Source organism: Nodosilinea sp. FACHB-131 (assembly GCF_014695395.1).
Taxonomy (GTDB): Bacteria; Cyanobacteriota; Cyanobacteriia; order Phormidesmidales; family Phormidesmidaceae; genus Nodosilinea.
In genome coordinates this window covers 94,447-113,414 of record NZ_JACJOF010000010.1, presented here as the reverse complement: position 1 = coordinate 113,414, position 18,968 = coordinate 94,447, and the positions used below count along the sequence as shown (strand labels likewise).

Annotated in this window: 19 protein-coding genes; 2 read left to right on the top strand and 17 right to left on the bottom strand. The window is 57.4% G+C overall.

Features of this window, described 5'->3' with window-relative positions:
- Positions 1-94 precede the first annotated feature (94 nt).
- Positions 95-562, bottom strand: coding sequence for a hypothetical protein (locus H6F75_RS05790; RefSeq protein ID WP_190750138.1), 468 nt, complete (start codon positions 560-562; stop codon positions 95-97).
- A gap of 305 nt (positions 563-867) precedes the next feature.
- On the opposite strand from H6F75_RS05790, the gene H6F75_RS05785 reads away from it, so the two are divergent.
- Entirely contained in the window at positions 868-1,782 is a 915-nt protein-coding gene (locus H6F75_RS05785; RefSeq protein ID WP_190750136.1) for a branched-chain amino acid transaminase, read from the top strand.
- Between the two features lie 10 nt (positions 1,783-1,792).
- Here H6F75_RS05785 and H6F75_RS05780 read toward each other — a convergent pair whose 3' ends face one another.
- The 5 genes from H6F75_RS05780 to H6F75_RS05760 form a co-directional block, all read right to left on the bottom strand.
- Positions 1,793-2,263 carry a GNAT family N-acetyltransferase gene (locus H6F75_RS05780; protein ID WP_190750134.1) on the bottom strand — a complete coding sequence of 157 codons (471 nt, stop codon included), beginning with the start codon at positions 2,261-2,263 and terminating at the stop codon, positions 1,793-1,795.
- A 273-nt stretch (positions 2,264-2,536) separates the two neighbouring features.
- Positions 2,537-3,859, bottom strand: a complete 1,323-nt coding sequence (locus H6F75_RS05775) for a phosphatidylserine/phosphatidylglycerophosphate/cardiolipin synthase family protein (RefSeq protein WP_190750132.1) — start codon at positions 3,857-3,859, stop codon at positions 2,537-2,539.
- Positions 3,860-3,970: 111 nt separating this feature from the next.
- Complete coding sequence (codB, locus tag H6F75_RS05770; RefSeq protein WP_190750130.1) at positions 3,971-5,266, bottom strand: cytosine permease; 1,296 nt, start codon at positions 5,264-5,266, stop codon at positions 3,971-3,973.
- 202 nt (positions 5,267-5,468) lie between these two features.
- Positions 5,469-6,164 (bottom strand): PspA/IM30 family protein, encoded by a 696-nt coding sequence (locus tag H6F75_RS05765; protein ID WP_190750129.1) that lies wholly within the window; start codon positions 6,162-6,164, stop codon positions 5,469-5,471.
- 226 nt (positions 6,165-6,390) lie between these two features.
- Positions 6,391-7,794 carry an SPOR domain-containing protein gene (locus tag H6F75_RS05760; RefSeq protein ID WP_190750128.1) on the bottom strand — a complete coding sequence of 468 codons (1,404 nt, stop codon included), beginning with the start codon at positions 7,792-7,794 and terminating at the stop codon, positions 6,391-6,393.
- A 212-nt stretch (positions 7,795-8,006) separates the two neighbouring features.
- Between H6F75_RS05760 and H6F75_RS05755 the strand changes: the two genes are divergently transcribed.
- Positions 8,007-10,319, top strand: coding sequence for a ComEC/Rec2 family competence protein (locus H6F75_RS05755; RefSeq protein ID WP_190750127.1), 2,313 nt, complete (start codon positions 8,007-8,009; stop codon positions 10,317-10,319).
- 7 nt (positions 10,320-10,326) lie between these two features.
- Here the strand turns inward: H6F75_RS05755 and H6F75_RS05750 are convergent, their stop codons facing one another.
- The 11 genes from H6F75_RS05750 to H6F75_RS05700 all read right to left on the bottom strand — a co-directional run bounded on the left by H6F75_RS05750 (position 10,327) and on the right by H6F75_RS05700 (position 18,880).
- Positions 10,327-10,815 (bottom strand): hypothetical protein, encoded by a 489-nt coding sequence (locus H6F75_RS05750; RefSeq protein WP_190750126.1) that lies wholly within the window; start codon positions 10,813-10,815, stop codon positions 10,327-10,329.
- Positions 10,816-11,005: 190 nt separating this feature from the next.
- Positions 11,006-11,377 carry a hypothetical protein gene (locus H6F75_RS05745; protein ID WP_190750125.1) on the bottom strand — a complete coding sequence of 124 codons (372 nt, stop codon included), beginning with the start codon at positions 11,375-11,377 and terminating at the stop codon, positions 11,006-11,008.
- A gap of 39 nt (positions 11,378-11,416) precedes the next feature.
- Positions 11,417-11,749 (bottom strand): hypothetical protein, encoded by a 333-nt coding sequence (locus tag H6F75_RS05740; protein ID WP_190750123.1) that lies wholly within the window; start codon positions 11,747-11,749, stop codon positions 11,417-11,419.
- Positions 11,750-11,833: 84 nt separating this feature from the next.
- Positions 11,834-12,205, bottom strand: a complete 372-nt coding sequence (locus H6F75_RS05735; RefSeq protein ID WP_190750121.1) for a hypothetical protein — start codon at positions 12,203-12,205, stop codon at positions 11,834-11,836.
- A 559-nt stretch (positions 12,206-12,764) separates the two neighbouring features.
- Positions 12,765-13,148 (bottom strand): hypothetical protein, encoded by a 384-nt coding sequence (locus tag H6F75_RS05730; RefSeq protein ID WP_190750119.1) that lies wholly within the window; start codon positions 13,146-13,148, stop codon positions 12,765-12,767.
- A gap of 267 nt (positions 13,149-13,415) precedes the next feature.
- Positions 13,416-14,336 (bottom strand): glycosyltransferase family 2 protein, encoded by a 921-nt coding sequence (locus H6F75_RS05725; RefSeq protein WP_190750117.1) that lies wholly within the window; start codon positions 14,334-14,336, stop codon positions 13,416-13,418.
- A gap of 10 nt (positions 14,337-14,346) precedes the next feature.
- Positions 14,347-15,252, bottom strand: a complete 906-nt coding sequence (locus tag H6F75_RS05720; RefSeq protein WP_190750115.1) for a glycosyltransferase family 2 protein — start codon at positions 15,250-15,252, stop codon at positions 14,347-14,349.
- A 7-nt stretch (positions 15,253-15,259) separates the two neighbouring features.
- Positions 15,260-16,522: a glycosyltransferase family 1 protein gene (locus H6F75_RS05715; protein WP_190750113.1), complete on the bottom strand. Its 1,263-nt coding sequence runs from the start codon at positions 16,520-16,522 to the stop codon at positions 15,260-15,262.
- Positions 16,519-17,289 carry a methyltransferase domain-containing protein gene (locus tag H6F75_RS05710; protein ID WP_190750111.1) on the bottom strand — a complete coding sequence of 257 codons (771 nt, stop codon included), beginning with the start codon at positions 17,287-17,289 and terminating at the stop codon, positions 16,519-16,521. Before H6F75_RS05710 ends, H6F75_RS05715 begins: the two co-directional genes overlap by 4 nt.
- Complete coding sequence (locus H6F75_RS05705; RefSeq protein WP_190750109.1) at positions 17,286-18,401, bottom strand: DegT/DnrJ/EryC1/StrS family aminotransferase; 1,116 nt, start codon at positions 18,399-18,401, stop codon at positions 17,286-17,288. The genes H6F75_RS05710 and H6F75_RS05705 overlap by 4 nt, the downstream gene beginning before the upstream one ends.
- 8 nt (positions 18,402-18,409) lie before the next feature.
- Positions 18,410-18,880, bottom strand: coding sequence for a hypothetical protein (locus H6F75_RS05700; RefSeq protein ID WP_190750107.1), 471 nt, complete (start codon positions 18,878-18,880; stop codon positions 18,410-18,412).
- Positions 18,881-18,968 lie beyond the last annotated feature (88 nt).

Here is an 18,968-nt window from a genome sequence, read left to right as displayed (position 1 = left end):
CGCAGATCAGTGGCTGGGTAGCCGCCCGGAGGATGCGATTCTCCTTTAGAGAAGCTGCGCCAACGCCCTCTTGAGCTGGTCTTTGATCATCGCGCTAAATGCCGCTCTCGAGTGCCTCAGTCAGCTTGTCGAGATACATCATCATGAGATTGCTCTGGTCGCTGGGGAGCGTAGTGCGCACTTCTTCTTTGAGCAGACGGTAGGCCACCACACAGGCTGTCTGACGATGGAAGGCGCGGATAATATTCTGCATCCACACCAGATACTCTTCCATAAAGCCATCTTCGTCGTGGAGCAAAACGCCTTTGGCGACGTACTCCAGGGTATAGGTCATATCGCGCTGGCACTGTTGGGCGTGCTCTTGTACGACCTGGCGATGGGGGGTCTGCATGAGCCGCCGCAGGGTATTGAGCACTAGATCTTTGCTGTGGTCTCTAACGTGGTTGTAGAGATTCACCCGGGTTTGAAAGGCCTCCATCATTTGTTCGAAGGGGCGCAGCTCAACATCACTCAGGTAGCGACCGTCGGCTTCACGGACAGAGGCAAGCAGGGCATTATTCATGGCAGATAAAGGCGCGACGTGCGGCCTGGATGGGTTCTCTCCAAAGATGCCCAGGGAAAGCGGTGTGATGCCTGATACCTCAATAATTCTTCGCACTGAAATGAGTCGCTCTGCCGTCGCCCTCTGCTGCTTCGCGGGTTACACCCGATTAGGAAGCACCCCTTGCCCGACCTGAGCGGTGTAGACGCTCAATTCAAGGCATTGCTAGGCCCAATTTCATTGGGGCAAGTCGCTGCGCGTTAGTTTAATAAGGCTGTGGATTGGGTCTATTCTTGAGAGATGCCGAATTTTGCCCAGCCGTAGCCATGCACAACTTTTTGCCCGTCGCCTACTTTGAAGGCCAGTTTTGTGACTTTAGCGACGCTAAACTTTCCATTGCCACCCACGCCCTGCACTACGGCACCGGGGCTTTTGGCGGTCTGCGCGGCATTCCTGACCCGGCGGGGAATGGGCGCATTTTGCTCTTTCGCCTCGATCGCCACTGCCAGCGCCTCAGCACCAGCGCCCGGCTGCTCAACTACGACCTGCCCGCCGACAAAATTCAGGCGGTAATCGAAGATTTCGTTCGCAAAAATAGCCCCGACAAATCTTTCTATATTCGGCCCTTTGTCTATACCTCAGACCTGGGCATTTCGCCCCGGCTGCACAACGTCGAGAAAAGCTTTTTTGTTTACGGACTAGAACTGGGCGACTATCTCTCGCCCGAGGGTGTCACCTGCCGGTTTAGCTCCTGGTATCGGCAAGAAGACCGCAGCCTGCCTCTGCGTGGCAAAATCAGCGGGGCCTACATCACCTCGTCGCTAGCCAAAACCGAGGCCGTTGAGTCGGGCTTTGACGAATCGATTTTGATGAATTCCCAGGGCAAGGTCAGCGAAGCCTCGGGTATGAACGTCTTCATCGTGCGCCATGGCAAGCTCATCACCCCCGGCTACGAGCAAGATATTCTCGAAGGCATTACCCGCGACAGCATTCTCACCGTCGCTCGCAACTTGGGCATTGAGGTGGTCGAGCGCCCGGTCGATAAGTCAGAGCTGCTGATTGCCGATGAGGTATTTCTCAGCGGCACGGCGGCTAAAATTACCCCAGTCCGCAAGGTGGAGTCGTATAACCTGCCCACCAGCCGCCCCATCACCGATCGCCTGCGTGAAAAACTCACCGCCATCACCGAAGGGCGTGACGATGAGTATCAAGACTGGATATTTGCGATCGATTTGGGGTAGATTCCCCAGCTCATCCCTCTAAAACTTTGCGAAACACTACTTTGTCGTAGCCCGTTGCGTAGAAGTCGCGGATCCGCCCTTCCTCTTGATAGCCGCAGTTGGCATAAAACGTGCGTACGCGCTCAAAGTCAGGGGAACCGGAGGTTTCAACTATTAGCAGGCGTCCGCCTTGTGCCGCTAGCGTTTGCTCGACGTGGCGCAATAGCGCTGTTCCCCGCCCTTCCCCTTGCCGGCTAGGGTGGACAGCAATCAGCTGTAGATTCCAGGTCTGATCGGTCATTCGTTCTAGCTCGCAATAGGCAACCCCTACGGGCCCACTGTCGTCGTCGGTTAGCCAAAATGCCTTGCTAGCTGTGGTGTCGTTAAGGGAGTTGGCCAACAGGGTGCTCAACTCCTTGAGCTGGTGGGGTTCAAACAGTCCGGTTGCGTCAGCTAGGGATATCAGAGTGCTGGCGTCAGCGGCTATAGTAGGGCGAATCATTCAAAATCTCAGGTTTTGCAAGGGTATAGGTAGCTGCTATTGCCCAATTCTGCTGTCCCCTCAAATCCATATAGGGCAAAAGGTTTGCCTGCCGGAGACGATTGAGTTTGAACAGGGTGACTAAGGTAGAATTAGCCCCCGTCACAGCTCTAGGCTGTAACGCTTACAGCTTATGCTACAAGATACTACATCCGATTGCTTAGAATAGCCTGAGTTTTGGAGAAAGCCTATAGAGCTGGGGCTCAGAGGTTGGCGATCGCGATCGCTCAGACCCTAGAGCAATTGTCTAAACAGCAGCGCCATTTGGCCCTTGATCTTTTCGGGGGTAGGGCGGTTTTGCCAATCGAGGTAGCTGATGCAGTAGCTGTTGGCCATGGCATCGATAAAAAACTGCTCGACCTGGCGAGCCAGCTCTGGATAGGCACCTGAGATATTTAGCTCGTCGTTGTGGAAATAGCTGCGGGGGTCAAAGTTGGCGCTGCCGGTGCTGACCCAATCGTCATCCACCAGCACAAACTTGGCGTGCATCATGCTGGGCTGGTACTCACAAATTTTGACGCCGGCCTCGAGTAGGGGGCCATACAGACCGCGACTGGCCAGATGCACCATTGTTTTGTCGGTGGCTGCCCCCATGGTGAGAATACGAACATCCACGCCTTTTTTGCAGGCGCAGATTAGAGCTTGGGCGGTGTCATCGTCGGGCACCAGGTAGGGGCTGCCGATCCATAGCCGCTTTTTGGCCGCCAGAATGTGGAGCTGCATTAACAGCCGCATGGAAGATTCGTTGAGGCTAGAGGTGTTGTCGGTAATGTAAAGCGGCGTAGACCCATGCTTCTGTACCGAATGCAGGCCTTGCTTGAGGTCGATGCACCCCCCAGCGCAGGACCAGTTTTGCAGAAATTTGCCCTGGAGCAGGCTCACCACTTCGCCTTCGTAGGCCACTTCAAAGTCGAGCCAGGGGCCATCATCGTGCTCAAAGGCGACCCCATCCCAAAAGTCGGATACGCCGGCCCCACCAATAAACACCCGGCGACCGTCGACAATCAGCAGTTTGCGGTGCGATCGCGAGTTGTACTCCAGCGGCGCGCGCCAGTCGAGCGGCCGAAAGAACTGAATTTCGGCCCCAACGTTTCTCAGCCGCCGCCAGTATTTTGCGGGCATGGCCTTGGTGCCCTGGTGGTCGAGCAGGAGCTGCACCGTAACGCCTGCCATGGCGCGATCGGCAACCACTTCGGCAAAGGCATCGGCCCGGCGACCCGGCGTCATAAAATAGGTTTCATACTGAATTAGATGCTTGGCGCCAGCCATGGCGGTGTTACGAGCGGCGTAGACATCGTCTATCTCGCTCCAAAAACCAACCAGGTGTCCAGTAGTGTCTGCGGAGTTAGCCAACCCTTCTAGACTGAGAGCAAAACAGGGGTCATCTAGGCTAGGTACGTTGTCAATCGTGCAGGTAGAGGCTTGGCGAAAGCTGCCCCTGAGATACCCATAGCTGACCAGCACTAGCACCAGCAGCATCAGCCCAACCCCTAACCACCACAGCCACACAGGCGGAGGCTCTCCATCAGAGTCTGAGTCTTCGGGCGAGGTAGGCATCGCAATTGTTACCGTGACGACACTAAGCTCCCAGCATAGTCATTTAGCCGCATTTGTTATCTCTATCCGGAGGAACAGCCCTACGGCCGTAGACGCTTTAGCCGCAATTGACTAAGCAGCCGATCGCGACGACGGCAATACCCGGCTCAGCACGATGTAGATCGCTAAGGCTGACACGATGCCGTTGATGGGCACAATGCCCCAGCCGATCTGACCAGTGATGTAGGCGATCGCAGATGCCCCTACGTAGGCAATCACCCCCGCCCAGTTAAAAGCCGGCTGCGGGGCTGCCAAATCGGGAAACTGCCGCCGCCGGTTGACCCAGTAGTCGGCCATAATAATGCCGCCAATGGGCGGAATAAAGGTGCCTAGCAGAATTAAATATTGCACTAGCCCTTCGTAAATGCCGCCCCAGGCCATAAGCAGAGCCAGGGTTGCGCCTCCCAGCACAAATAGGGTGCGGCGACTGGAGCGAAACATATTTGACCCAGCAATGGAAAAGGCGTAAATGGTGTTGTCTTGGGTGGTCCACATATTCAGCAAAAATAGCACCAGACCACCTACCACCAGCCCCTGCTGAGCCATCACCTTGACGATATCGGGCTCACCATAGACTTTGGCACAAAAAGCTCCCGAAAAAATCAATAGACCGTTGCCTAAAAAGAACGCGATCAGCGTGGCTACAAAGCCGACCTTCCCATTTTTAGAGAATCGGCTCCAGTTGGTGGCCTGGGTGCCGCCTGAGACAAACGTGCCGACGATGATGGTGACGGCGGCCCCTAGGGGTAGGGGATCTGCGATCGCCAGCTCCTGCAACCCCACAAATCCACCTACATCCCGCGAAGCCACCGATAGACTGATCGCCATCAGCAGCACCATGGCCGGCACCGCCACCCGGCTCAGCCAGTCCATCGCCGTATAGCCAAAGTAGGCGGTGGAGCAAAAGGCGTAGGTGAAAAACAAAATAATCAGCCAGTTCCAAGACTCTGGTACCCCAGCCAGGCTGTTAAACAACTGCGCCATCAGCGCCGAGCCCCAGGCATACCAACCAATCTGCGTAAACCCCAAAATAAAATCGACCCAGCGCGAACCTACATTGCCAAAGCTAAACCGCGCCATCAGCACCGTTGTTAGCCCCGTTTCGCCTGCAATGTAGCCTAGCAGCGCCGCGTACAGTCCCAAAATCAGGTTGCCAATCACAATTAGGCTAACCAGGTCGGGCCAAAATCGAAACGAAGGGCCAATCAACCCGCCTGCAAACAGCGTGCCGGAGTACAGCGTAAAGCCTACTAAAATGGCCGCCAGAGAAACAAATGACCGGCGAGCCGCCTGGGGAACCGGTTCGAGGGGATAGTCTTCGTTGACGCTGCCTTTGTGAACAAGGGAGGGTTCGGTGGTGGTAGACATGGGGGTTAAAAAAGCGCTTTGGGCCGCATTGTAGGTACAGTCCAAAGCGCAAACAGTATTTTGAAGAACATTCAACCAGCCGTAATGGCTGACCGTCTGCTGGATAAGCAAAATTCGCAGAGATTAGAAGCCGAAGAAGTATCTTTGCTCAGTTCAGGTCAATCCCTAAGATTGTGAGATGTGATGTCTGACACAGCATTGCCTAGGGACCTGGCGGCAGACCTGGGGTGCCCCCCTGACCTGCCAAACGATTTTTCATCGCCGCTAGCTCATTGTCTACCGTAGTCGATCCGCCCTCAAGGGCAGCAAACTGGCGCTCCAAGGGATCGCCGCTGAGTTCTTCGAGGGCTTCAGATTTGGCCTCTAGCTCCATCACTCGCTCCTCCATGCGCTCAAAGGCGGCGAGCGAACCGCCCGTGCCTGTCTGCCCCAACATGTCTTGAATGCGCTGGGAGGCCTCGGCGGAGCGGGCGCGAGCGATGTATAGGTCTTTCTTAGTGCGGGCGTCGGAAATTTTGGCCTCTAGTCGCCGCATGTTGTCCTTGAGACCGTTGACCACGTCGCGCTGCTGGTCGAGCTGAGCATCCATGGCCTGGGCCGATTGCAGGTAGGTTTGACGGCGGGTCAGGGCCTGGCGGGCTAGGTCTTCTTCGCCTTTTTGAATGGCTAGCTCGGCGCGGTTATACCACTCCTGGGCGGTCGATTTAGCCTGGGAACTCTGGCGCTCGGTGCGTTTTTGGGTGGCGATCGCCTGGGCCACCGCCTGGCGCAGCTGAATCAGATTGGCCTGCATATCGGCCATCGCCTGTTCCAGCACCCTTTCGGGGTCTTCGGCCTGGTTGACGGCGCTACTTAGATTACCCCGCAGAAGTCGCCATAACCGATCAAACAACCCCATCGAGTCTCTCCCACAACGGTGATTTGATTCAGCATAACAGGCGAGTAGAGGGGTGGCGAAATCAGGAAGGTGATGAGGTCGGAGAGGTGAGGCAGGTCAGAACGATCAGCTTTGGAAAGTTCAAACGTCCCCAAATCCTGTAGATCTACAACTCGCCTATCTTCTCATTCCCCTCATCTCCCTCACCTCCCTCACCTTCCTGATCTCCCTTCCCGGCTCGGCTTCCCTAGGGCGAAATCACCTGCGCCGGAATCCCCTGCCCCTGGAGCTCATTCACTAGGTTTTGGGCCGATGACTCTTGAGAAAATGCACCCATCTGAATGCGGGTGCCGTTGGAAAAATTGCGTACGTAGGCATCACCCACTGCGCCGCGGGCCGACTCTAGCGACTGGGTGCCGCTGTAGTCGGTCACCACGTAGTAGCTAGGCGCTGCCGCCTGGGGTGGAGCCTGGGTAATGGGGGCGGGAGGCGCTACAGCCGGAGGAGCTGCGGGCGTCGCGGGCGCCGCTGGGGCTCGGTTTGCGGCCAGAGGTCGCGGGGGCTGAGCATTGGCGGCAGGGGGCGCTACCCGGACAGCGGGAGGCGCGGTGACAGGGGCAGGGGCCGATCGCGGCGGGGCAGCGGTTGCGGCCGGTCTAGGGCTGACTGCGGCTCTAGGCGCGGTCACAATGTTGGCGCGCAGTACCCCACCACTGCCTCCCGCCGGGGTAAGCACACCGGGCCGAGGGCCTGTGGTTCTGGGCTCACCAGGGCGCTGTCCGTTGGTAGGCAAGGGCTGCCCCCCAACCATCGTGGGTGAAGTAGTCCCTGGCAAGCCTGCAGCTGGGGCAGGTGACTTGGACGAATTGGCGGAGGGCAGAGTGCTGATATTGTTCAGATCGAGGGAGGCAAACTCCTTTTCTGACAGGTCGGGGCCAAGGGGTTTGAAGTCTGATTCGGCCTGATTATCGAGACCGTCTAAGGCTACGGAGTCGGCCTGATTATCCGCTGGAATGGGGTCACCCTTGAGGCGGCGGGTAATGGCATTGTCAGTTAGGTGCTGTATGGCCTGAGGGGAGGTGACCAGGTAGCCAAAACCAGCACTAGTTACCAGCAGCAGTAGCAGAGCGCCGACCCCCAGAGGTGTGGTTAGCTGGCGCCCTAAAGAGGGCACGTATGCTGGTTCGTGGCGCTGTTGGCGGGCGTTGGGCAGACTGCCCAAAAGGGCCTCAGTACTTTCTAGGTAGTCTTCTGGGGAGGGGCGATAGGTGGTTAGGGTACCGCCGTGGCTCATGCGCACCTGGTGAGCGGTGGCCTGTGGCGGGTAGGCCTGCACGTTGGGCACTGACGACTGCCCCAAAATTTCTTGCAGACGCGCGTTGGAGGGTGGGGGCGGAGCGGCGGCTGCCGCCGTTGCTGGGGCCGCTGTGGATTTGACAGTGATCAGGTCAATGGGCTTGCGGTTGGGCCGCAGCTGTAGGCGAGCCGGGGTGGGAGTAACCTGACCCGAGCGGGCTTGCCGGTAGCGGTGCAGCTCGTCATCCAGGTTGAGGTTGAGACTCTCTACCGCCCGCTGCAGGCGAAGGTTCGACTCGCTGGCGGGGGCAAAAGTCTCGGGTCTGGTGGATAGACCAGAGGGCAATTGCGTCATGGTTCTCATCTCCCTGGATGTAGCACTGATTAATACTACTGATTTCTCAAAAGTTGGCAACTAAAAATTGGAAAAAGCAACCTATGGCGTTTCCCACGGCTAAAGCGATGACTGGAACTGGCTATCGCGTAAGGCCTGTGGTGCTGTGAGTCAGGGCTCGGGTTCGGGCTTTCTAAACGTAACAACCGGGTGCAGGGTGCAAAGAAATTTCTATGGGCAGGATTGCGGGATTGCTGTGGGCCAGTGCGTACTGCATTGGGTTACTTTGGGTCAGTCTTTGGGTGCGTCATCTGGGGTTGAACCTTTGGGCTGGGGTAGCTGTTGCTGGCATCGGGGCGCTGGGTGCGGCAGGTTTGTCGGCTCTGATACTGCCCCGTCGCTGGCGGCGCGGGCCAACGGCAGCTCTGTGGCTGGGGGCTGGGGCGATCGCCTTCCTAGCTGCCCTTAACTACGGCCTGCGCTACCCGGTCCCTGGCCCGCTCGATATCAGTTCCCTGCTGAGCCAGGGCGAGGCGGCTGGCGCGCAGCAAATCGTCTGGGGCAATGTGCAAACGCTGCCTCGCCTGACCCGCAATGGTCGAGAGCAGTTTTGGCTGACTACTAACCAGGTGCGCCGGTTGGATGCTCAAAACAATCCCCTCGGTCCCCCGGGGATCACTCGCGGCCGGCTCTACGTCACCGTGCCAGTGGAGCTAAGCGAGGGCCTGTTTCCGGGGCAGCGGGTGCAGATCCAAGGCAAGCTCTACGAGCCAGCGCTACCTAAAAATCCCAATGCGTTTAATTTTCGTCAGTATTTAGCTAGCCAGCGCTGTTTTGCGGGGTTTACGGGCGATCGCATTCTGCCCGATCAGGGGCAGTCGCCGCCCCGGTGGGCGCTGTGGCGACTGCGGCAGCGAATTGCTCGCGCCCAAGCAGAACGATTGGGTAGTCCAATCGGGCCTTTGGTCAGCGCCATGGCCCTGGGCCGCCAGGCGGTGAATGTGCCCTACGACATTCAAGATATGTTTATGCAAGCTGGCATGGCGCACGTCTTGGCGGCTAGCGGGTTTCAGGTGTCGCTGATTTTGGGGGTGGTGCTGGCGATCATGGGCTATCGGGCGATCGCCTCCCGGCTGCCCTACCCGGTGACGACCAAGGTCATCGCCGGGGGAACAGCGCTGGTGGTGTTTGTGCTGCTGACCGGCGTACAGCCCAGCGTCATGCGAGCGGCGGTCATGGGGGCTGGGGTGTTGGCGGGCATTGCCCTGGAGCGCAGCATCAAACCCCTGGGCTGTTTGCTGCTGGCGGTCACCCTGCTGCTGCTGGTTAACCCAACCTGGATTGACGACCTAGGCTTTCGCCTCAGCGTCATGGCTACGTTTGGGCTAATGGTGGCGGTGACGCCCATTACAGAGAAGCTGGAGTGGCTGCCGACCACGCTGGCGGCGGTGGCGGCGGTGCCCCTGGCTGCCTACCTGTGGACAATTCCCTTAGCGTTCTATTACTTCAACACCCTCACCACCTACAGCATCTTGTTGAATATTGTGACCACGCCCCTGGTGACGGTGATCAGCCTGGGCGGCATGGCCAGTGGATTGGCGGCAGCGGTCTGGCCCTGGCTGGGGAGCTTGCTAGCCTGGCCGTTGTGGTTGCCAACCCAGCTCCTCATTGCCCTGGTGCGGTGGGAAGTGGGCCTGCCGGGCAGTGCCCTAGCCACCGGCCACATTTCCCTGTTGCAGATGTTTGGCCTTTATGGGCTCTTTTGGCTTTGGGGCTGGGGCGCGGTGCGAAGGCGAGGGCTGGTCGCCCTGCTGATTGTGGTGGTGGCCCTGGGGCCGTTGCTATATCGGGGCGCAACCCTCTCCCAAGTAACGGTGCTGGCGGCGGGCAGCGATGCAGTGATGGTGGTGCAGGACGGGCGTTCCCCATTGGTGATCAACAGCGGCACCGACAAAACTGCCTTTTACACCGTGGTGCCCTTTCTGCGGCAGGCGGGCATTAACCAGCTCACTAGCGCGGTTCATGGTGACGACAGCGATCGCGACAACTGGCGCACCATTGCCGACAAAACCCCAATTCACAATTTCTACGGAGCTAGTTCTGCTCTGGCAGAGGCCCCGGCGGTCAACCAGTTTCACCCACTGACCGCAGGCCAGGTGCAGCCGGTGAGCCGCCAGCGAGTGCAGTACTTGCAGGATGGCGCTCGAGGGCTGCGGTTAGATCTGCTGAATCGGCAAAACTGGCTGTTGTTGCCCAAGCTATCGCCCGAGCAGCAAATGCCCTGGATTGCGGCGCACCCTGGGCTGCAAAGCGAGGTGCTGTGGTGGCATGGAGAAGCCCTGACGGCAGAGGTGATTACCGCAATTGGGGCACAGGTGGCGATCGCCTCTGCCCCCCGCATCGATGAGACCACCGAGCAGCTGTTGCGCGATCGCGGCATTCAGGTTTTCTGCACCGAGCGCGACGGAGCGGTTACCTGGAGCCCCCGCCAGGGCTACCAAGCCTACCTGGCGACGCGATCGCACCCTATTGCCTCACTGGAATAAAGAACCGCTACTGCACCAGCAAATTTAGCTGGTAGTTGACGCGGCCGGTGCCGCCGGTCTGCTGCTGCACCACCGTGTTGGGACCGTTGAAGGCGATCGCCACCGAGGCTGAGGGGGGTGAGTAGCTGCCTACGATGGTGACGCGGGTAATCGCCTCGCTCAGATAGGGGCTAACGTCGATAAATTCTGAATTGGCACCTAGGGGCACCCGAGTGTGACCATCGATTTCAATATAGCCCTGTAAAGATGAACCCGTTGGTATGCTCACCGAGAGCAGATGGGGCTCATCTAAATTGGCGCGATCTAGGCTAATCGTGTTGGTTTGACGTTGGTATGAATCCATAACATCCTTTGCGCTGGCCCTAGATAAGATGGCGCTGAGAGCCTGATGGGAGACCCCAAACGACTGATTACCGTTGGCTGAGGAAGGCCCCACCGCTGCGGTAACCGCCACCAAGATCAATAGGGAAACCCCAAGGGCTGATGGATGTTTCATAACAATGACATCTCCAGGAAAAGGGGAAAGGCATACCAGGGCTAGCCATAGCAGCGGGCGCTCGGCCCAGGGTAGCACGGCTAGAAATAGGCGAGACAGCCTTCAAAAACCAGCGCAGGTGCCCTGACCAAGTCAGGCTAGATAGACACCGTCTCTGGACAGCAGGTTCCCCTTTCCAAATAATCGTTCGCTACCGCCGCAGGCGTTCAGCGGGATTATACACATCGACCTGTACATTGACAGGCACCGCCACGGTAGGGCCAGAGACCCCCTGGCTGGGCCGCTCAGAGCTGCTAAGTTGATGGCGACTCTGACGGGTCTGGCGCACCTCGCCGGTGCCCCCCACCTGAATTTGGCGGCTGGTGCTGACGCTGGTGTTGCCCACGCAGGGGCCGGCGGCATCGATGGTCACATCGTTGACCTGCTCGGCCGGCTGGTCGCCACCGTGAATGGCGGCCTGAATGGCTACATCGGCAACTACGCACTGGGCAGAGGCCTCTGGGGCAAACGACACTAGGGCTCCAGCACAGAGGAGCCCCAGAAGATGCTGAGGTTTAATCATAGTTACGATAGGGGATAGGGGTTTGACGGAAAGCCCAGGCTACTGGCACACCTGCGTGGTGCTGCGGTTTTCGCTATAGACCACGTTGCCCCCCGGCGTCGATCGAGTGGCATGGGAACTCTGCGATCGCGCAGTGCAGCCGGGGGCAAAGTTGGCCCTGGGCAGCGGTGAGTTGGCCTGGGGGGCGATCGCCGGACGGGACCGATTTAGCGGGCTGTCGGCTAGGGTTCTGATGTAGACCTGCCCGTTGTTGCCCACCTGGAGCTGCACCCGGTCGGTGTTAATAGATATCGAGCTAGCGATCGCAGCGGGGGCTAGGGCGGCGAGGGCAATCGTACCCACCAAGCCCACCCTCAAAGTTGAAATCATCATGGTCGTCTCCTTGCAATAGCAGGAAAAATACGGCGGAGCCACCGCCCACAGATAAGACTCTGCGAGCGGTGGCTCCTTCAAGGATTAGTTCCGAACGTCAATACGGGCACCGCCGCGGCCATGACCCCGGCCGTGACCACGATTGTCAGGACGGCTTTCGCGAATAACGTTGACCTGGTTGCTCTCTTGGTAAGCAGCGTTGTCGTCACCCACCACAGTGCCGGTCTGGTAGATGTCTTGCACAATGCCCGTGCTTTCTACCTGGCGACCAGCAGGGCCACGGGTTTCAACCCGGTTAACCTGCTGGCTGCGCTGCACCGTAGCGTTGCCATTCCCTTGAATATAGATATCTTGGGTGCCCTGCTGCACGACGGCGGTGTCGGCGCTGGCAGGCATGGCCACAAAGCCCAGAGCAGCAAAACCCAGTAGACCCAAAGTAGAGATGTGCTTCAACATTGAAACGTCCTCAACGATTAGTTGTGCAAATGAGTGAATTTGTGAATTCAACTATTAAGGATTCATTTTTAAGAGCGGTTTTTTATGCTTCTTAATTAGCATCCATTTTCATCGATTCACACCCCTTATGACCCGTAGAATTACGCAAAGGTTCCGGAAAATAAAAAATAAAGTTTTGTGATTTTATAACTAATAAAAAATCTAGAAACGCAAAATTCTCCTAGAATTAACATTAATTCAGGGAGGAAAAAGCTATTTAATTTTATTATTAGAAAGCCTGAGGATTTGGAAAAATACTGGTGATTTGCGGGTGTAAGTTGCAGATCCCTTTGCTTTTCCGTTTCAGGCTTTCTACAACAGCACTAAAAAGCGATCGCAAGTCGAGCTTCTTGACCGAGTGAGATAAGTCAAGGAGTAGGTCAGATCCCCCTGCCCCCGCAGTCAGAAACTTATGCTGTTCCCCTTGAGTAAACAGGGGCTAGGGGGAATCTTTCCAACGCCTTTGACAACTACTAAAATTGCTGAGGAGGTCTATGGAGCTAGCTGAAAAGCAGTTTAATCAGTTGCGATCGCGATCGTGTCCTCGCTGTTGGCCTCGGCCATTGCCCCGCCCTGGTTCGGCGCGGCCCGATGACTGCTGATTGATTTGATTGGTTTCTTGGTAGACGCTATTGCCGTTGCCATCAACAGTGGCGCTCTGGGAACTGTCTTGCACAGTGCCCTGTACCGTGCCCCGGCGATCGTTGTTGCCTAGACCTCGACCCAGGCCAGGATGGCTAATATTGACCTGATTAATAACCTGAATCACTTGGTTATTGCTGCCATCAATAGTTGCAGACTGTGTGCCAGTTTGCTGAGTGGCAGTGTTGGCAAAAACAGGTAGCGCCAGCGTGCTAATAGCCGTTGCTCCTAATAGACTAAACGCCCCATGTCGCTGTTTCATTGTTGTGTAATCCATAGGCAAAGGAGTCACTTTAATAGACCCCTACTGATGCCGTTAAGGTTCCAAATGCTACGTGAAGCTTGAATGAAGCTAATTATTTCTACTGTAAAACTACTGAATTATTGACGGAGTAGTTGTGCGTATATTCCGCTTTTATGCGCGGCCTTTGTATACACAGAACCTACCGTGCTTCTACAAAAGGAGAATATTCAAACAGGTCTGGGATCGGAGGTTTGGCACAAGTCTCTCAGAGGTTTGCTATAAGTCTCAGCGAAATCGCTTCGCCAGTTGAGCCATGGGCTGAAATAAAGCAGCGGGTATTGTCAGAGCCATCAGCGACGAGAGCTGAAAGTTTCCGTGAGTAACACAGGTGAGCAGAGCACGACGATGACGGCGAATTTCCTCCACTTGATTACTCCACTTACTGCCCAGCAGCAGCAGTTCGTGGGCTCGGTATTCCAACCCATTTTGGCGATAGACCTCAAAGTGCTTTTGGGCCACGCGATACCACGACATCGGGCTAACTTTGCGGCTGTTGCTACCCAGGTATTTACGCCAGATGTAAATCACTGCTGGGGTGCCGTAATAGCCGCATGGCAAGGCCATGGCCCGTACCCAAAACTCCAGGTCGTGCAAGTCTTCGGCACCGAGTTGTGGGTCGCTGTGGCCCACCGCCTCCCACAGCGATTTACGCAACGGAGCGGTGCCAATTAGCGTCCAGTTGGTGCTGAGCGAAAATCGCCTGGCCCGCAGCAGAGAATTCAGTGAGATGGGCTCTGCTTTGACCACGCGGGTGTCGCCAGGATGGCGCTGGCACAGATAGCTGCCGTAGATAAACCCGGCGTCGGGATGATCTAAAAACGCCTGTTGAATGTGGCTTAGGGCGTCGACAGGCAGCAGGTCATCGGCATCGAGGGGCACCAGGATCTCCCCCTGGGCAGCGGTGAACCCAGCGTTGCGCGCCACTGAGGGACCGCCGTTGACGGTCTGCCACACTAAAGTAATATCCGGCTCAGCCTCTAGCTGGCGACAAATCTGATTGGTGCGATCGCTCGGCGAGGCATCGTTGACAATGACAATCTCTAGGGGCGGCTGGGTCTGCTGGCGCACGCTTTCCACTGCCTCCAGCAGCAGGTCGCCTTCGCGGTAGCAGGTGATGACCACACTCAGGGTAGGTAATTTAGCCATGGATAGTCCCTCATGTGGGCTGGTTGGAGGAAACCTGTCCCGGCCGAAACAGCCGCTGGCGGGTAGCGACGGGCAGCAGCCGCAGCAGGGTAATGGGGAGAATGGAGAGGTATTTTTTGAGGAACATCACCATTCCCCAAGGTCCGTAGGCTAACCAGTTGAGCCGCCACCACAGTCGCCAGCTTAGCCCCGAGTAGGGGTTAAGGGCCAGCCGCACCAGCTGCCAAGGGTCGCCAGGGGCCATTAGCCAGTCGGCGGGGCAGAGCCGCGCCTCGGCGGCCTGGTTAAAGACTGGATAGCGGCTATCGACAAAGAGCTGAAATCCGGCCTTTTGGGCGCGCAGTAGGTACAGCGAGTCACCGCCATAGTGAGGGCTGACAACCACATCGGGATAGCCGATTGCATCCACTACAGCCCTTAGTATGCAGACCAAATTGCCGCTAAGCAGGTCGCAGGGTACCGTTTGACCGGGGGGCAGCGACAAAAAGCGGTAGCCCTGCCAGGTCTTGCGCTTGCCGCCAAAGGAGAGGCGATCGCGGTCATCCTGCTCAAACCCCTGGGCCCCAACGATAGCGCTAGGATGATCGCTGCAAAACTGCACAAATCCATTCAAGGTGCCGGGGGCGAGGCGGCAGTCGTCGTTGAGCCAGATAATATAGTTTGCGCCCTGGGCGATCGCATACTCCATTCCCAAGCGAATCGCCCCCGTCCACCACAGGTTGCCGTCGCCCGCCAGCACAGTTACGGTGGGGAAATTGGCGGCGATCGCTGCTCCGGTACCATCGGTGGAGCCGTCGTCGATTACAACTACCCGATGGCGTGTCAGGTCGCCGTTGCGATCGAGATTCTGCAAACAGCTCAGGGTAATTGCCCTGCGGTTGTGCACCGGAATTAGAATGTAGGCCTTGTCATCCATAAGAACACTAGGTATTACCAGGGTGGCTAGTGCTGTTGGGCCAGCAGTAGCGAATGCTCTCAAACTCATCCAAAAGCGCGATCAGCCGCTTCGCATAGTCTTGGGGTTGCCAACTTTTTGCCCTCGTCAAGCCCTTTTGAATCAGGTCATGGCGCAGGGCTTCGTCTTCGCAGACGGATTTCATCGCTTGGGCCATCTGGGCCGCATCCCGTTGGTCGACCAGCAAAGCTGCATCGCCTAGCTGTTCTGCCGCCCCCGGCACCTGGGAGGCAATCACCGGACAGCCCAGGGAAAACGCCTCCAGCGGCGGCAGGTTATCTGGCCCAAAGTGGGTGGGAAACACCAGCGCCAGGGCGTGCTTATACAGATTAGCCAGATCTGACCTTGAGACAAACCCTAGGATGTGAACCCTGGTAGTGAGAACTAAATCGTGGATTAGCTGCTTGATATAGTCCGCATTGCCCTTATCAGACCCTGTCAATACTAGGGATATATCAATAGCATGCTCATCGACCAGGGCTTTGAACGCCTTCAGCAGCGTGTAGTGATTTTTGTGGGGCCAGAACTGGGCTGGGTAAAAGAAGTATTGACTGGGTAAACCGTGCTGAGCCAAGAATTCCTCTTTCGTGGATGTTTGATTGGCAATAGCATCCCCTAGCCTCGGCGTCGGAAACGGAATCACCCGAATGCGTTCGGGCGCAATCTGATAAAAGCGCTCGATCTCAACCTTGCCCCGCTCGGTGCCGGTGACTATGTAGGTGGCCCGCTTCAGGTTGTCGGCATAGAACTGCTCCCGCTTGCCCCATTCTCGACCCTGGCTGACCTCGGGGAAGTAGGGCTGAAGCCGATGCTGCAAATCCCAGATAGTCAGGGCGTAGGGGGTATGGTACTTGGGGCACTGGATAAGGGCAGCAGGGGCCAGCACCCAACTAAAGTCAAAGTGGTTTTTGGCAATGAAGTTTCGGACAAAAGCAGCCTGGAGCTTGTCGGCCTGAGAGCTGAGCTTTGGGTGACCCCTGTGGGCTAACCCCATGCCCCGCCGCAGCACGCCGCGCACCGCCCCCGTCATCAGCTGGCTGGGCGGATGAACAATGGTGAGGTTGGGGTGTGCAGCTGCCGCCGGTTCACCGCTCGCCGTGGCGCTAAAAATCGTGATTTCGTGGCGAGTCTCCGGCGCGAGATCGAGCAGAGCCGCCACGATTTCTGACTCAAAAGTGTATCCACCCCCATCCGACGGAAACGCAGCGGAGACGGGTAGGGCAACTTTCATAACTTCACGGCGACAAAGTAGACGCCCCAGGTATCTAGACCAGCAGGGCGATCGCTCATCCACTCACCGCAGGTCACCAGATCCATCCCCGCCTGTTGGAGTAGTAGCTCTAGCTCGGGCTTGAACAGGTAGCGCATGCGGTGCAGTTCACGCAGCTCTTGCCAGGTGTCGCTGCCCAACCGCTGAAGCAAAACGTGATAGTTCACATCCACAATGTTGTCGTTAGGGTGCAGCACTGGTTCAGCTATGCGGGTAATGGCCAGGGTCTCGTTTTGCAGGCGCTTGACCCGCACCTGGGGCTGGTCTTGCAGCACCGCAGGCCCGTACCACACATCAAAAATAAACACCCCGCCCGGCTTGAGGTGCTGGGTTACGGTGGTAAAGGCCGCCGCCAAATCAGCGTTGCTGGTCTGGTAGCTGATCACGTGAAACAACGACAGCACGCAGTCAAAAGTTTGCTCCAGCCGCACTTCTCGCAGATCGCACTGGAGGAATTTGAGCCGCTGGGCGATTTGGCTAGACTGTCCGGTCTGCCGTTGCCCGCAGCGGGCCAGCATCTCCTCGCTGCGCTCGACCCCAGTGACCTGGTAGCCCCGTTCAGCTAAATATTCGGCATGGCGACCGGTGCCGCTGCCCAACTCCAGCAAATGCTGAGCCGCTGGGGCGTGGGTCTCAATCAATTGATGAATAAAACCGGCCTCTTGGGCGTAGTCTTTGTCCTGGTACAGCAAATCGTAGTACTGAGCATAGGCATTAAATACGCTCACATCATCACCTCTCGCACAGCGCTAATTACTTGGTCGATTTGCCCGTCGGTGAGGGCCAGGCCGCTGGGCAGGTAGAAGCCGCGTCGGGCAATGCGTTCGGCTACGGGGTGCTTTTCGCCTTCAAATAGCCCCATATTGTGGAATACAGGCTGCTCGTGCATGGGCCAGAAAAAGGGGCGGGTGCCAATGCCCTTAGCCTTAAGGCGCTGCATGGCCTCGATCGCATCGAAAGGCACCCCGTCATCGAGCACCAGGCCGTAAACCCAGTAGACATTCTCGGCGTAGTCGGTAGTGGCTAGCGGCAGTTGTAGCCCCGCTATCCCCGCCAATCCTTCGGTGTAGCGCCGCCCCATCTCTCGCTTGCGCGCAATAAAGCCGTCTAGCTGTTCTAATTGGGCTACTCCCAGGGCCGCTTGCAGGTTGCCCAGGCGAAAGTTCCAGCCCAGTTCTTCGTGGACAAAGCGCTGCTGAGGTTGAAAGCACAGGTTACGCAGCGATCGCACGCGTTCTGCCAGCCCCCCATTGTCGGTGAGCACCATGCCGCCTTCGCCCGTGGTGATGTGCTTGTTGGCGTAAAAGCTAAAGGTGCTGAGGTCGCCAAAGCTACCGCAGGGCCGCCCCCGATAGGTCTGGCCGTGCATTTCGGCGGCATCTTCAATGATGGCTAGGTGGTGGCGCTGGGCGATCGCCAGCAGCGGCTCCATATCCACTGGCAGGCCGTAGATGTGCACCACCATAATTGCCCGGGTCTGTGGGGTGATGCAGGCCTCCAGCTGACCCACATTCATGTTCCAGGTGATAGGGTCGGCATCGACGACGACAGGCTTGGCTCCAGCGCGAACGATCGCTGCCGCGCAGGAAATAATCGTAAACGTGGGTAAAATCACCTCGTCACCTGGCCCCAGACCCAGGGCGACCACCGCGACATCGAGGGCAGCAGAGCCGTTGGCCACGGCCACGCCGTGCTGGCGACTCACCCGCTGGGCAAACTCGGTCTCAAAGCGATCGACAAAGGGGCCTTCCGACGAAATCCAGCCGGTGTCCAGGCATTCCAGCAAGTACTTTTTTTCGTTGCCGTTAAGGGCGGGCTCGTTAACAGGAATAAATGCCATGGTGTTGCCTAGCCTGCGATGGTGGCCTGGCTAGACGATATCCCAGAAAATCGAGTTTTGTCCTGATCGCCCATGTAGGGGCCTTGCTTGACCTCGACCATCTCTAGGTCTTCCAGCACTTCAAAGCCGTGGCCACCCGTCACCAGTAAGAGCACGTCGCCGCCTTCCAGCACGCGGCTCTCCAGGTACTCCTGCTGTTGGCTGTAGAAATCGACCCGCAGCTTACCCTTTTTGATGAATAGCACCTCCTGGGTGTGGAACACGTCGCGGTGCACAGGGTTGTGGACGTGGGCCGGAATGGTTTTGCCTGCGTCGTACTTCATGTAGGCGAGCTGCTGCGATAGCTCGTTGGGCGTAAAGAAGTGAATGCCCGGCTCGGCAAAACGGTGAGAGAGAATCAGCGCCAGCATTTCGCTGTTGTGGACAATTTGCTGCACGGGGGAGAGCTGAGCGGCGGTGGCGGTAGGGAATGATGGCATGGGGGCAGAGCCTTTGGGTAAAGGACAGAAGGAGGCAGCGCCTGCTGAAGTGGCAAAGCGGCCTGCTAGTTTTAGTCTGCCCAGGATG

What these genes read in the sequence shown, in the direction of transcription:
- H6F75_RS05790 (WP_190750138.1), bottom strand. Translation starts at nt 562, where the DNA reads ATGAATAATGCCCTGCTTGCCTCTGTCCGTGAAGCCGACGGTCGCTAC.
- H6F75_RS05785 (WP_190750136.1), top strand. Translation starts at nt 868, where the DNA reads ATGCACAACTTTTTGCCCGTCGCCTACTTTGAAGGCCAGTTTTGTGAC.
- H6F75_RS05780 (WP_190750134.1), bottom strand. Translation starts at nt 2,263, where the DNA reads ATGATTCGCCCTACTATAGCCGCTGACGCCAGCACTCTGATATCCCTA.
- H6F75_RS05775 (WP_190750132.1), bottom strand. Translation starts at nt 3,859, where the DNA reads ATGCCTACCTCGCCCGAAGACTCAGACTCTGATGGAGAGCCTCCGCCT.
- codB (WP_190750130.1), bottom strand. Translation starts at nt 5,266, where the DNA reads ATGTCTACCACCACCGAACCCTCCCTTGTTCACAAAGGCAGCGTCAAC.
- H6F75_RS05765 (WP_190750129.1), bottom strand. Translation starts at nt 6,164, where the DNA reads ATGGGGTTGTTTGATCGGTTATGGCGACTTCTGCGGGGTAATCTAAGT.
- H6F75_RS05760 (WP_190750128.1), bottom strand. Translation starts at nt 7,794, where the DNA reads ATGACGCAATTGCCCTCTGGTCTATCCACCAGACCCGAGACTTTTGCC.
- H6F75_RS05755 (WP_190750127.1), top strand. Translation starts at nt 8,007, where the DNA reads ATGGGCAGGATTGCGGGATTGCTGTGGGCCAGTGCGTACTGCATTGGG.
- H6F75_RS05750 (WP_190750126.1), bottom strand. Translation starts at nt 10,815, where the DNA reads ATGAAACATCCATCAGCCCTTGGGGTTTCCCTATTGATCTTGGTGGCG.
- H6F75_RS05745 (WP_190750125.1), bottom strand. Translation starts at nt 11,377, where the DNA reads ATGATTAAACCTCAGCATCTTCTGGGGCTCCTCTGTGCTGGAGCCCTA.
- H6F75_RS05740 (WP_190750123.1), bottom strand. Translation starts at nt 11,749, where the DNA reads ATGATGATTTCAACTTTGAGGGTGGGCTTGGTGGGTACGATTGCCCTC.
- H6F75_RS05735 (WP_190750121.1), bottom strand. Translation starts at nt 12,205, where the DNA reads ATGTTGAAGCACATCTCTACTTTGGGTCTACTGGGTTTTGCTGCTCTG.
- H6F75_RS05730 (WP_190750119.1), bottom strand. Translation starts at nt 13,148, where the DNA reads ATGAAACAGCGACATGGGGCGTTTAGTCTATTAGGAGCAACGGCTATT.
- H6F75_RS05725 (WP_190750117.1), bottom strand. Translation starts at nt 14,336, where the DNA reads ATGGCTAAATTACCTACCCTGAGTGTGGTCATCACCTGCTACCGCGAA.
- H6F75_RS05720 (WP_190750115.1), bottom strand. Translation starts at nt 15,252, where the DNA reads ATGGATGACAAGGCCTACATTCTAATTCCGGTGCACAACCGCAGGGCA.
- H6F75_RS05715 (WP_190750113.1), bottom strand. Translation starts at nt 16,522, where the DNA reads ATGAAAGTTGCCCTACCCGTCTCCGCTGCGTTTCCGTCGGATGGGGGT.
- H6F75_RS05705 (WP_190750109.1), bottom strand. Translation starts at nt 18,401, where the DNA reads ATGGCATTTATTCCTGTTAACGAGCCCGCCCTTAACGGCAACGAAAAA.
- H6F75_RS05700 (WP_190750107.1), bottom strand. Translation starts at nt 18,880, where the DNA reads ATGCCATCATTCCCTACCGCCACCGCCGCTCAGCTCTCCCCCGTGCAG.